10 protein-coding genes and 7 tRNA genes are annotated in these 12,690 nt (G+C 54.6%); 1 reads left to right on the forward strand and 16 read right to left on the reverse strand.

The genetic code is table 11. The features are described from left to right. Window positions 1–4: 4 nt before the first annotated feature. The 4 genes from corC to miaB all read right to left on the reverse strand — a co-directional run bounded on the left by corC (window position 5) and on the right by miaB (window position 4,141). The gene (gene corC / locus F3J39_RS01255) at window positions 5–886 is read right to left on the reverse strand and encodes a CNNM family magnesium/cobalt transport protein CorC (protein ID WP_039383156.1); all 882 of its coding nucleotides are present in this window, start codon (window positions 884–886) and stop codon (window positions 5–7) included. A gap of 81 nt (window positions 887–967) precedes the next feature. Further along, complete coding sequence (gene ybeY / locus F3J39_RS01260; RefSeq protein WP_071668982.1) at window positions 968–1,441, reverse strand: rRNA maturation RNase YbeY; 474 nt, start codon at window positions 1,439–1,441, stop codon at window positions 968–970. Beyond that, window positions 1,438–2,511, reverse strand: a complete 1,074-nt coding sequence (locus F3J39_RS01265) for a PhoH family protein (RefSeq protein ID WP_094111648.1) — start codon at window positions 2,509–2,511, stop codon at window positions 1,438–1,440. The genes ybeY and F3J39_RS01265 overlap by 4 nt, the downstream gene beginning before the upstream one ends. 205 nt (window positions 2,512–2,716) lie before the next feature. Next, entirely contained in the window at window positions 2,717–4,141 is a 1,425-nt protein-coding gene (gene miaB / locus F3J39_RS01270; RefSeq protein ID WP_071668984.1) for a tRNA (N6-isopentenyl adenosine(37)-C2)-methylthiotransferase MiaB, read from the reverse strand. Between the two features lie 238 nt (window positions 4,142–4,379). On the opposite strand from miaB, the gene ubiF reads away from it, so the two are divergent. After that, a complete protein-coding gene (ubiF, locus tag F3J39_RS01275; RefSeq protein ID WP_039383164.1) occupies window positions 4,380–5,552 on the forward strand; it encodes a 3-demethoxyubiquinol 3-hydroxylase in 1,173 nt (390 codons plus the stop codon). A 103-nt stretch (window positions 5,553–5,655) separates the two neighbouring features. Here the strand turns inward: ubiF and F3J39_RS01280 are convergent. From F3J39_RS01280 to nagB, 12 genes are all read right to left on the reverse strand, one after another. Next, window positions 5,656–5,730, reverse strand: a tRNA-Gln gene (locus F3J39_RS01280). A 28-nt stretch (window positions 5,731–5,758) separates the two neighbouring features. Beyond that, a tRNA-Gln gene (locus tag F3J39_RS01285) sits at window positions 5,759–5,833 on the reverse strand. Window positions 5,834–5,839: 6 nt separating this feature from the next. After that, window positions 5,840–5,916, reverse strand: a tRNA-Met gene (locus tag F3J39_RS01290). Window positions 5,917–5,946: 30 nt separating this feature from the next. Continuing rightward, window positions 5,947–6,021, reverse strand: a tRNA-Gln gene (locus tag F3J39_RS01295). A 34-nt stretch (window positions 6,022–6,055) separates the two neighbouring features. Beyond that, window positions 6,056–6,130 (reverse strand) — tRNA-Gln (locus F3J39_RS01300). A 21-nt stretch (window positions 6,131–6,151) separates the two neighbouring features. Then, window positions 6,152–6,236, reverse strand: a tRNA-Leu gene (locus tag F3J39_RS01305). 8 nt (window positions 6,237–6,244) lie between these two features. Continuing rightward, window positions 6,245–6,321, reverse strand: a tRNA-Met gene (locus F3J39_RS01310). A gap of 217 nt (window positions 6,322–6,538) precedes the next feature. Continuing rightward, entirely contained in the window at window positions 6,539–8,206 is a 1,668-nt protein-coding gene (gene asnB, locus F3J39_RS01315) for an asparagine synthase B (RefSeq protein ID WP_039383166.1), read from the reverse strand. A 298-nt stretch (window positions 8,207–8,504) separates the two neighbouring features. Continuing rightward, window positions 8,505–9,257: an HAD-IIA family hydrolase gene (locus F3J39_RS01320; RefSeq protein ID WP_039383168.1), complete on the reverse strand. Its 753-nt coding sequence runs from the start codon at window positions 9,255–9,257 to the stop codon at window positions 8,505–8,507. 36 nt (window positions 9,258–9,293) lie between these two features. Beyond that, window positions 9,294–10,514, reverse strand: a complete 1,221-nt coding sequence (locus F3J39_RS01325) for an N-acetylglucosamine repressor (RefSeq protein ID WP_039383170.1) — start codon at window positions 10,512–10,514, stop codon at window positions 9,294–9,296. A gap of 7 nt (window positions 10,515–10,521) precedes the next feature. Beyond that, window positions 10,522–11,670: an N-acetylglucosamine-6-phosphate deacetylase gene (nagA, locus tag F3J39_RS01330; protein WP_039383172.1), complete on the reverse strand. Its 1,149-nt coding sequence runs from the start codon at window positions 11,668–11,670 to the stop codon at window positions 10,522–10,524. 56 nt (window positions 11,671–11,726) lie between these two features. Then, on the reverse strand, window positions 11,727–12,527 hold the full coding sequence (nagB, locus tag F3J39_RS01335; protein ID WP_071668986.1) for a glucosamine-6-phosphate deaminase: 801 nt from the start codon (window positions 12,525–12,527) through the stop codon (window positions 11,727–11,729). Window positions 12,528–12,690 lie beyond the last annotated feature (163 nt).

Here is a 12,690-nt window from a genome sequence, read left to right on the forward strand (position 1 = left end):
AAAGTTATTCGTCTTCGAGTTGCGGTTGTGGAGAATCTTCCGGAATTTTCACATGCACCTGAATAATACGACGGCTGTCCGCCATAGCGACTTTGAAGTGGTAGCCATCAATAGTGATACTCTCGCCGCGAGCCGGAAGGTGGCCAAAGCCCTGCATAACCAGACCGCCAATCGTATCCACTTCGTCATCGCTGAAATCGGTGCCGAACGCCTCGTTGAAATCTTCAATCGGCGTCAGCGCGCGTAACGTGTAGGTATGGCGATTCAGCTGACGGATGTCGCGATCTTCTTCGTCGTCATACTCATCTTCGATTTCGCCGACAATCAGCTCCAGAATATCTTCGATGGTCACCAGGCCAGATACGCCACCAAATTCATCAATAACAATCGCCATATGATAGCGCTGCGAGCGGAACTCTTTCAGCATGCGGTCAACGCGCTTGCTTTCCGGCACCACTACCGCAGGACGCAGCACCTTTTCCATACTGAAGGGCTCAGCGCTGCTGCTCATAAACGGCAGCAGATCTTTCGCCATCAGAATGCCTTCAACGTGATCTTTATCTTCGCTGATGACCGGAAAACGGGAGTGCGCAGATTCAATAATCACGGCCAGGCACTCTTCCAGACTCTGATTGCGCTTCAGGGTGATCATCTGTGAGCGTGGGATCATGATATCGCGTACGCGCTGTTCGGCGATGTCGAGCACCCCTTCCAGCATGTCGCGGGTATCCTGGTCAATCAGCTCTTTTTGTTCAGAATCACGGATCAGACCCAGCAGTTCATCACGATTTTTAGGTTCACCGTGAAACAGCTGGCTAAGCAGCAGGGAAAAGAAGCCCTTTTTACTACTGGGGGCGTCGTTGTTTTGAGAATGGTCGTCGCTCATGGCGTTTTAATTACGATCTCGCTGTTAGATAAGGATAGCTGCCCGCGTCCCGCCGGCAGCACAGTAGCCTGAACCCACGGCTCAGGCGTCTTCTTTCTCCGAAATGTACGGGTCAGGATAACCAAGAGCAAGCATTATCTCAGTCTCCAGCGCCTCCATCTCTTCGGCTTCACTGTCTTCAATATGGTCATAGCCCAACAGATGCAGCGTGCCGTGTACGACCATGTGTGCCCAGTGTGCTTCAGTGCTTTTACCCTGTTCAGCCGCTTCCTGCTCAACCACCTGGCGACAGATAATTAAATCACCCAGCAGCGGCAGCTCAATTCCTGGCGGCGCTTCAAAAGGAAAAGAGAGCACGTTGGTCGGCTTGTCTTTGCCGCGATAAGTCAGGTTTAGCTCGTGACTCTCCGCTTCATCAACCAGGCGAATCGTGACCTCACTTTCTGGCTGAAAGGGGGTAACGGCCGCTTCCAGCCAGCGCTGAAAAGCGGTTTCTTCCGGCAGGCCGTGCGCGTCGGCGCAGGCCTGCTGTAAATCCAGTACTACCGTACTCATGACGGCTCCTGTGGTGGTGTGGAGTGCACAGCCTGTGCGGCCAGCGACTCCCGTTTACGCTCTTCCGCCAGTTTATCACGACGCTTCTGATCCGCCTCTTCCCAGGCTTCATAAGCGTTCACAATACGTGCCACTACCGGATGGCGTACCACATCTTCGCTGTGGAAGAAGTTAAAGCTGATCTCTTCAACGTCAGCCAGCACTTCAATCGCGTGGCGCAGACCCGACTTGGTGCTGCGCGGCAGGTCAATCTGCGTCACGTCACCGGTGATCACCGCTTTGGAGTTAAAGCCGATGCGCGTCAGGAACATCTTCATCTGTTCAATGGTGGTGTTCTGGCTTTCATCAAGGATCACAAACGCATCATTCAGCGTACGACCGCGCATATAGGCGAGCGGTGCGACCTCAATCACGTTGCGCTCCATCAGCTTCTCAACCCGTTCAAAGCCGAGCATCTCAAACAGCGCGTCATAAAGCGGGCGCAGATAGGGATCAACCTTCTGGCTCAGATCGCCAGGCAGAAAGCCCAGTTTTTCACCCGCTTCTACCGCCGGGCGGGTCAGCAGGATACGACGAATCTCCTGGCGCTCCAGCGCATCAACCGCGGCGGCAACCGCAAGATAGGTTTTACCGGTACCCGCCGGGCCGATACCAAAGGTGATATCGTGGTCGAGGATGTTGGCGATGTACTGCGCCTGATTCGGCGTGCGCGGCTTAATCACACCGCGTTTGGTTTTAATGTTTACCGCTTTGCCATACTCCGGCACACTTTCAGCGGTCTGCTCCAGCACCCGGCTCTCTTTAATGGCCAGATGGATGTGATCCGGTTCGATATCCGGAATATGGCCGCGTACCGGGGCAGTATCCACGTACAGCGTACGCAGAATATGCGCGGCGGCCTCCACGCTGAGCGCGCGGCCCACCAGTTTGAAATGGTTGTCGCGGCGGTTGATTTCGATGCCCAGACGGCGTTCCAGCTGCTTCACATTGTCATCAAACGGACCGCACAGGCTCATCAGACGCTGGTTATCGGCGGGTTCCAGGGCGATTTCACGAGTTTCGATATTCAATTGAATCCTTTGGGTCACACAGGGCCAGTTGAAAAGGTGTATGGATGCCGCGCGTGCGCGTCATAAGCGTATGACAAAATTATTTATGGGACAGCACCAGGACGCAAGCGCAGGGAAAGATATTTGGGCGACCGCTGCAGAATGCAAGGGGTGGCGGATGAAACAGGCGGCAGCACGCTGCGTGCTGCCGCACAGTGATTAACTGTCAGGGTTGATACAGGCCGACGCCGGTTTCATCCTCTTTGCGGGTACGGGCAATGACGGCCGCCGGACTCTGCGCCACGCGCAGTCCCATGCGATCTTCAGTGCGTACGACCACGCCGCGCAGTGAGTTGGCATAGACATCGACGATTTCAACATCGACAAATTTGCCAATCATGTTCACCGAGCCTTCAAAGTTTACCACGCGGTTATTTTCAGTACGGCCGGTCAGTTCCATCACATTTTTACGTGATGTACCCTCAACCAGAATACGCTGAACGGTACCCACCATACGGCGGCTGATCGCCATCGCCTGCTGCTGGATACGATCCTGCAGAATATAAAGGCGCTGCTTTTTCTCCTCTTCCGGCACGTCGTCTGGCAGGTCAGCCGCAGGCGTACCCGGACGGGCGGAGTAGATAAAGCTGTAGCTGGTGTCAAAGTTAACGTCGTGGATCAGCTTCATGGTCTGTTCGAAGTCGTGCTGAGTTTCACCCGGGAAACCGATGATAAAATCAGAGCTGATTTCGATATCAGGACGTGCTGCGCGCAGCTTGCGAATAATCGCTTTGTACTCCAGCGCAGTGTGCGCCCGCTTCATCAGCGTCAGAATACGGTCAGCGCCGCTCTGGACCGGCAGATGCAGGAAGCTCACCAGCTCTGGCGTATCACGATAGACATCAATGATGTCATCGGTGAACTCAATCGGATGGCTGGTGGTAAAGCGGATGCGGTCGATACCATCAATGGCGGCGACGAGGCGCAGCAGCTCAGCAAACGTGCAGATCTGGTCATCAAAGGTCGCGCCGCGATAGGCGTTGACGTTCTGACCCAGCAGGTTAACCTCGCGCACACCCTGAGCGGCCAGCTGGGCGATTTCCAGCAGGATATCGTCGCAGGGACGGCTGACTTCTTCGCCGCGGGTATACGGCACCACGCAGAAAGTGCAATATTTATTGCAGCCTTCCATGATGGAGACAAAAGCCGTCGGGCCTTCAGCGCGCGGTTCCGGCAGACGGTCAAATTTTTCAATTTCCGGGAAGCTGACGTCAACTACCGGGCTTTTATTCCCGCGTACCTGATTGATCATTTCCGGCAGGCGATGCAGCGTCTGTGGTCCAAAGACGATATCAACACACTGTGCACGCTGGCGCAGTTTATCGCCTTCCTGCGACGCCACGCAGCCGCCCACGCCGATGATAAGATCGGGATTGGCCGCTTTGAGCTTTTTCCAGCGCCCTAACAGGTGAAAGACTTTCTCCTGCGCTTTCTCACGGATAGAGCAGGTATTAAGCAGCAGAACATCTGCGTCTTCGGCTTCCTCCGTCAGAGTGTAGCCGTGCGTGCTGTTCAGCAGGTCAGCCATCTTGGATGAATCGTACTCATTCATCTGACAGCCCCAGGTTTTGATATGCAGTTTTTTGGTCATTGAACCAGCCATTGAATCTGAGCAGGGAAGTGCAGGGGGCATAGTGTAATGCTTTGGGGGGGATGTGACCAGCGTACCTGTCATACTTCGCGCACCAGCGTGACAGCCAGGCTGCTGCAGGCAGCGCGGACACAAAAAGATGTGGCAGCGGCTCAGCCCCCTTCCGGATGATTTCCGGTACACTTTGTTTATCAGCAAACGCCGTGGGGCGTCAGGGCAACAGGAAAGGTGAGGATTGATGCAGGAGAGACAGTATGACGTGGTCATCGTCGGAGGTGGCATGGTGGGGGCGGCGCTGGCGTGCGGGCTGGCGCAGCAGCAGTTCCGCGTCGCTGTCATTGAGCGTGCAGAACCTGAGCCGTTTGATAGCAGCTGCGAGCCTGATATCCGCATCTCCGCGATTGGTGCTTCTTCAGTTGCGTTACTGCAGCAGCTGGGCGCCTGGGCGCGCGTAGAGACGATGCGCAGTGCGCCCTATCGCAAACTGGAAACCTGGGAGTGGCAGAGCGCGCACGTCACGTTTGATGCAGCATCGCTGGGGCTGCCGGTGCTTGGCTATATGGTAGAAAACCGCGTGTTGCAGCGGGCACTGTGGGAGCAGATGCAGCAGGATGGCGTCGCGCTGCTGTGCCCGGCAACGCTGCAGGATCTGCAGCCGCATAGCGGCGGCTGGCACATCACCCTGGACCAGGGCGCACCGCTTGATGCCCGGCTGGTGGTTGGCGCGGATGGCGCTAACTCGCGGGTGCGGCAGCTGGCAGGCATCGGCGTGCACGGCTGGAACTATGCGCAATCCTGCATGCTTATCAGTACCGAGTGTGAGCATCCGGCGGGTGATGCTACCTGGCAGCAGTTTACGCCGCAGGGGCCGCGAGCTTTTCTGCCGCTTTTTGACCAGCATGCATCGCTGGTGTGGTATGACGCACCCGCGCGTATCCGTCAACTGCAGGCGCTGCCGCTGAGCCAGCTGGAGAAAGAGGTAAAGCTGAATTTCCCGGCCCGTCTCGGCCGTTTTCAGATAAAGAGCGCGGCGTCGTTTCCGCTGGTCCGGCGTCATGCCACGCGCTACGTCATGCCGGGGCTGGCGCTGGTGGGCGATGCTGCGCATACGATTAATCCGCTGGCGGGGCAGGGCGTTAACCTGGGCTATCGCGACGTGGATGCGCTGATTACCGTGCTGACTGAGGCGCGCAGTCAGGCGCAGACGTGGTCAGGAATGGCGGTGCTGCAGCGCTATCAGCGTGAACGCTATCGCGATAATCTGCTGATGCAGGGTGGCATGGATCTGTTCTATTTTGCGTTCAGCAACTCACTGCCGCCGCTGCGCCTGGCGCGTAATCTGGGGTTGATGGCGGCAGAGCGTGCCGGCGGCCTGAAGCGTCGTGCGCTGCGCTACGCGCTGGGACTCTGACCTCACCCACGCTTACTGCTGGCGCGGCGCGCTGGCAGAAAGCCCTGCCGTTTCAGAACGTCAGAAACAACAAAGCCCGCAAAAGCGGGCCTGTTGTGCAATTTGGCTGGGGTGCAGGGATTCGAACCCCGGAATGCTGGTATCAGAAACCAGTGCCTTACCGCTTGGCGACACCCCAATAGGTGTTTGATCAAATTGTCTTTGTATGGCTGGGGTGCAGGGATTCGAACCCCGGAATGCTGGTATCAGAAACCAGTGCCTTACCGCTTGGCGACACCCCAATTATCTGGTGGCTACGACGGGAATCGAACCTGTGACCCCATCATTATGAGTGATGTGCTCTAACCGACTGAGCTACGTAGCCATAATACTGCTTTACTGCTTTTCCCGATGCTGGCTGGGATACCTGGATTCGAACCAGGGAATGCCGGTATCAAAAACCGGTGCCTTACCGCTTGGCGATATCCCATCTGTTAACGCGTATCCACGAAAACATATCGGATTGGCTGGGGTACCTGGATTCGAACCAGGGAATGCCGGTATCAAAAACCGGTGCCTTACCGCTTGGCGATACCCCATCCGGCTGCCGAAGACTGAAATGGTGCGGGAGGCGAGACTTGAACTCGCACACCTTGCGGCGCCAGAACCTAAATCTGGTGCGTCTACCAATTTCGCCACTCCCGCAAAAAAGATGGTGGCTACGACGGGAATCGAACCTGTGACCCCATCATTATGAGTGATGTGCTCTAACCGACTGAGCTACGTAGCCATCTTTTTTCGCGTTACCTTCAACGGCGTTGCGGGGCGCATTATGCGTATTGAGCTTTGTAGCGTCAACAGTTTTTTTGCCGTTTTTTACCTTGCGGCGCCTGTTTGTCTGGCTTGTAACCAGGCTGGCGCTTTATTCAGCAATTTTCGATCACATCCGCGTCAGTTGCAACTAAAAAGGGACCGCAGCGGGTCCCTTACACTATCCGGCGATGCGCTTATTTGTACGCGGACTGATGTACGCCAACGGCACGGCCGGAAGGATCGTCCATGGATTTGAACGCCTCATCCCACTCAATCGCTTTAGCAGAAGAGCAGGCCACAGAAGGTCCGCCAGGCACGCACTCTGCTGCGCTCGGCAGCGGGAACAGCTCCTCAAAGATTTCGCGATAGAGATACGCTTCTTTTGAGCCAGGCGTGTTGTGCGGGAAGCGGAAATGTGCGGTTGCCAGCTGCTGATCGCTGACCTGCTTCGCCGCCACTTCTTTCAGCGTATCGATCCAGCTGTAACCGACCCCATCAGAAAATTGCTCTTTTTGACGCCACGCCACGCTCTCCGGCAGATACGATGAGAAGCATTCACGCAGAATGTGCTTTTCCATCTTCCCGTTGCTGCCGCACAGTTTATCTTCCGGGTTGATGCGCATTGCCACATCCAGGAATTTTTTATCCAGGAACGGCACGCGTGCCTCTACGCCCCAGGCTGACATCGCTTTGTTCGCACGCGCGCAGTCAAACATATGTAGCGCCAGCAGCTTACGCACGTTCTCCTCATGGAACTCACGGGCGTTTGGTGCTTTATGGAAGTAGAGATAGCCGCCAAATACTTCATCTGCGCCCTCACCAGAAAGCACCATCTTGATACCCATCGCCTTGATTTTGCGTGACATCAGATACATCGGCGTTGAGGCGCGAATCGTGGTGACATCATACGTTTCGATGTGGTAAATCACGTCACGGATCGCGTCCAGGCCTTCCTGTACCGTGAAATGAATTTCGTGGTGTACGGTACCGAGATGATCGGCGACCGCCTGCGCAGCTTTCAGATCGGGTGAACCCTCCAGGCCCACAGCAAACGAGTGCAGCTGTGGCCACCAGGCGTCGCTCTTATCAGCATCTTCCACCCGTTTAGCCGCAAAACGCTTGGTAACGGCCGAAATGATTGAAGAGTCCAGTCCGCCTGAGAGCAGCACGCCGTAAGGGACATCAGACATCAGATGGCTTTTTACTGACTCTTCCAGCGCATGTTTCAGGCCTGCAGCATCGGTGGTGTTCTGCGCAACCGCTGCAAAATCCATCCAGTCGCGCTGCCAGTAACGACGGATCTCACCATCAGTGCTGGAGAGGAAGCTTCCCGGCGGGAATTCTTTAATAGAGCGGCAGACCGGAACCAGCGCTTTCATTTCAGACGCCACGTAAAGGTTACCGTGCTCATCATTGCCCATATAGAGCGGAATGATACCGATATGATCGCGACCAATCAGGTACTGCTGTTTAACGCTGTCCCACAGGATGAAAGCGAACATACCCTGCAGGTCATCAAGGAAATCGACGCCTTTTTCCTGATAGAGCGCCAGAATCACTTCGCAGTCGGAGCCGGTCTGAAACGCATAACGATCGCTCAGCTCAGCGCGCAGCGCCTGATGGTTATAAATTTCGCCGTTCACGGCCAGTACGTGGGTGTGGTCAGCGTTATACAGCGGCTGCGCGCCGTTGTTAACGTCAACGATTGAGAGGCGCTCATGCACCAGGATAGCCTTATCATCTGCAAACACCCCGGACCAGTCCGGGCCGCGGTGACGCATCAGACGGGAAGACTCCAGCGCTTTCTTGCGCAGTTCAACAGGATCGCTTTTCAGATCCAGCACACCAAAAATCGAACACATAACTGACTCCTGATCTCACCCTGTGGCGATGTTATTTTGCATTTGTCCGGCAGCCTGCGCTGCGTGATGTATAAGAAAATGCGCTAATTGATGGTGGTTGCGCAAGCAAAATAACGTTTTTATGATAAATAGAGTGTTGCACAGGTGAATAAATTGAATATACACCAAAATAAAGGCTATTTTTTTAGATGATATCTAATAATTTGCCGATTTAGCTCTTTTTATCATCAGGCGCCAAAAACAGTAACGCCCCGCACACCGGCAGGTGGGCAGGGCGTCAGCAGGTGCACGGCGCCGGTCAGAACAGATCGATATCGGCGACGGAAGGGAAAATCCAGTCGGGGCGGAATGGCATTGCGTCGATATCGCTCAGGGTGGAAACACCAGAGAGCACCAGAATAGTTTCCAGTCCCGCCTGGAAGCCCGCCAGAATATCGGTGCGCAGGTTATCACCCACGATCACTGTCTCTTCAGAGTGCGCATGCATTTTGTTCAGCGCCGCCCGCATAATGTAGGGGCTGGGCTTGCCAACATAAAAAGGCTTACGGCCCGAAATGGTTTCGATACCGGCACAGAGGGCACCGCAGGCGGGAATAAATCCACGCGCGTGGGTATCCGGATTGGTCGCAATAAAGCGCGCGCCGTTAGCCACAAAAAACGCGGCTTTATGCATCATATCCCAGTTAAACGAGCGGGTTTCACCGACGATAACAAAATCAGGATTGACGTCAGTAATGGTAAAGCCGGCGTTGTAGAGTTCATGAACCAGCGCACCTTCTCCGATCACATACGCTTTTTTCCCCTCCTGACGCCGCAGGAAATCAGCGGTGGCCATGGCTGAGGTATAAAACACCGAGTCAGGAATGTCGACGCCGGCGTTGGAGAAACGGTTGGCCAGATCCTGAGCAGTCTGCGACGGATAGTTAGTCAGCACGACCAGCGGCATGCCTTTTTCCAGGATACGCTGCAGAAATTCATTAGCCCCTTTCACGGCCGTGTTGTCATGCATCAACACGCCATCGATATCACAGATTACGCTTTTAATGGTCATACAAGATCCCGTCAGGCCTGCTCAGGCAGGTTACAATTAATCTTCCAGCAGATGCTGCAGCAGAATGCCATTCAGCATAGCGCGTTTTGCCAGCGCAAACGCCCCAATCGCGGAGCGATGATCCAGCTGTGAGCGCACCACCGGCAGGTTTTTACGAAACTCACGCAGCACCTGCGTATTGATACAGCTCTCGATGGCGGGAAACAACACTTTGTCGGCGTCGGTGATTTCGCCCGCCAGCACCACCTTTTGCGGGTTAAAAAGGTTGATTGCAATGGCAATCGCTTTGCCGAGATAACGCCCCACATACTCAATCACTTCACACGCCAGCGCGTCGCCCTGATTAGCAGCGTGACAGATTTGCGGCATCAGGCAGTTATCCAGCGACAGCGTACTTGGATATCCCTGATTCAGCAGATGGCGTACGCGGTTTTCAATCGCGCCATTTGCGGCGATGGTTTCCAGACAGCCGAAGTTGCCGCAGTGGCAGCGTTCGCCTAACGGATCGACCTGGATATGGCCAATTTCACCCACGTTACCGTTACTGCCGAGAAAAATCTGTCCGTTAGCAATAATGCCGGCACCGGTTCCTCGATGCAGCCGCACCAGAATCGAGTCAGCGCAGTCGCGGCTTGCACCGAAGTAGTGCTCAGCCAGCGCCAGACTGCGGATATCATGCCCTACAAAGCTGGTCACGCTGAACCGCTGCTGCAGGCTGGCAACCAGCGGCCAGTGGCTGACGGCAATGTGCGGCATATAGCGGATAATCCCTTTAACCGGATCGACCAGCCCGGGCAGGATCACGGCAATAGCGATCAGCTCATGAATTTTCCGCTGATGCACGTTGATAAACGCGCTGATAGCGTTAAACAGCGCGTTCTCCAGCGTCTCCTGCGTGCGCTCCGGTAGCGGATAATCTTCCTGCGCCAGCGATTTGCCGCTTAGATCAAACAGGGTAAGCGTGGCGTCGTTGCGTCCGAGACGGACGCCGATGGTATGGAAATGACGGGTTTCCGTGATAATGGAGATGGCGCGGCGACCGCCGGTAGAGGCCTGCTGCTCGACCTCTTTGATCAAACCGCGTTCAATCAGCTGACGGGTAATTTTAGTGACACTGGCGGGCGCAAGCTGGCTGAGATCGGCAATCTGAATGCGCGAAATCGGCCCCTGTTGATCGATCAACCGATAAACGGCTGCGCTATTGAGTTGTTTGACAAGATCGACATTTCCTATTTGAGTCTGGCCGCCAGTGGTCATTCAATGCTTACTCGCTGAGGACGCTCTCTCCATTGACGAACGTCTTGATGATTTGATAATCGCGGGTAAAAACAGTGAGGTTGGCGGCTTTTCCTGCTGCTACCGTGCCCAGCTGTTTCTCCACGCCCATGGCTCTTGCCGGATAAAGCGTTGCCATACGTAACGCCTCATCCAGGGCAATGCCGCAATACTCTACGCTGTTCTGCACTGCTTCAATCATTGTCAGTGCTGAACCGCTCAGGGTTCCATGCTCATCCACGCACAGACCATTGCGATAGTATATTGTTTTACCTGCAAAAATGAATTTATCAATCGCAGCACCTGCCGGCGCAGTCGCGTCAGTAACCAGAATCAGCCGTTCGCCTTTGAGACGTTTTGCCATGCGCACGTTAGCGTAATTGACATGTAAGCCATCTGCAATGATGCCGCAGTATACATCAGGCGAATCAAACAGCGCACCGACCAGTCCAGGTTCACGGCCGCTAAAAGGACTCATCGCATTATAAAGATGGGTCGCAAAGGTAATGCCGGCGCTGAAGCCGGCTTTTGCCTCGGCATAGGTCGCATTAGAGTGACCGGCAGAAACGATGATACCGGCTGCGCTGAGCTGACGAATAACCTCGCTGCCTGCCTGTTCAGGCGCCAGCGTGACTTTAGTAATGACATCCGCGTTGGCACAAAGGTAGTCGACCAGTGCGGGATCGGGCTGGCGTATCAGAGCCGGATTGTGCGTTCCTTTTTTCTCCCGGTTGAGCCACGGACCTTCAAGGTGCAAACCCAGCGCCTGATTCTGGCGCGTTGTCAGCCAGGCGCGCATGGTTTCCACCGCCTGCTTCATCAGTTCATCACTGCTGGTAATCAGCGTTGGAAGAAAGCTGGTACAGCCTGACTTTTCATTAGCACGCTGCATTATCTCCAGCGTTTCCACGCTCAGCGCTTCAGGCGAATCGTTGAATTGCACACCGCCGCAGCCGTTGAGCTGCAGGTCGATAAAGCCGGGAGCGATAAACGCGCCGGCCATATCCTGTTGCGGTAGCGCTGCATCCAGCATGGCGCGCGGGCAAACCCGATCAATAATACCGTCCGCGATAACTACCGCGTGATCGTCCAGAATGTCATAGCCGGTAAAAATCCGACCGTTTACTAATGCGTACATTATCTCTCTCCCGGCTGCGCCAGCTGTCAACGACAGCAGGCTTCTACATCGTGCTCTCAGACGCCCTGCATATTTTCCGCTTCAAGCTCGCGGAAATATTTTACCGTTTTAATTTTCAGTTCCATTGTCGCTGGCTCATCACATACCACAACCGCTTTTGGATGCAGCTGCAGACAGCTGATGGTCCACATATGGTTTACATTGCCTTCTACCGCGGCCTGAAGCGCCAGCGCTTTGACGTGGCCTGTCACCAGGATCATTACCTCTTCGGCATCAAGCAGCGTACCCACGCCAACGGTCAGCGCATATTTAGGGACCTGGCTGACATCGCCATCGAAAAAGCGTGAATTAGCGACACGCGTATCATGCGTCAACGTTTTTATACGTGTACGCGATGAGAGCGAGGAGGCGGGTTCATTAAACGCAATATGGCCATCATTGCCTACACCACCCATAAACAGATGGATTTTACCAAACGCACGAATCTTCTCTTCATACTGGCGACATTCTGCGTCAATATCTTCCGCATTGCCATTCAGAAGATTGATGTTTTCTGACGGAATATCAACGTGATCGAAAAAGTTGCGATACATAAAGCTGTGATAGCTTTCCGGGTGCGCTTTCGGCAGACCGACATACTCATCCATATTGAATGTGACAACATGCTTAAAGCTAACCTGGCCCGCTTTGTGCATCTCAATCAGATGCTTGTAAGCTTCCAGCGGCGTGCCGCCCGTAGGCAATCCCAGAACAAAGGGACGCTCAGGGCCTGGGTTAAAGGCGTTAATCCGGTTGACGATATGGCGGGCTGCCCATTTGCCAACCTGAGCAGGTGTAGCCAGCGGAATCAGTCTCATAGTGCACCTCGGTTAAACAGATAAAAAGAATATGCTGTAGCAGCCGTGATCAAGTGTGAATGAGGTTAACGCGTTTATCAGCAGGCTACAGCGAAAAAGAGCGGTTGATATTTTTTATCATAAAATAAGTTTGTGGCAGTGACCAGTATTAAGCGACTTATAT

This window comes from Pantoea sp. Acro-807 (assembly GCF_011752675.1).
Taxonomy (GTDB): Bacteria; Pseudomonadota; Gammaproteobacteria; order Enterobacterales; family Enterobacteriaceae; genus Pantoea; species Pantoea eucrina.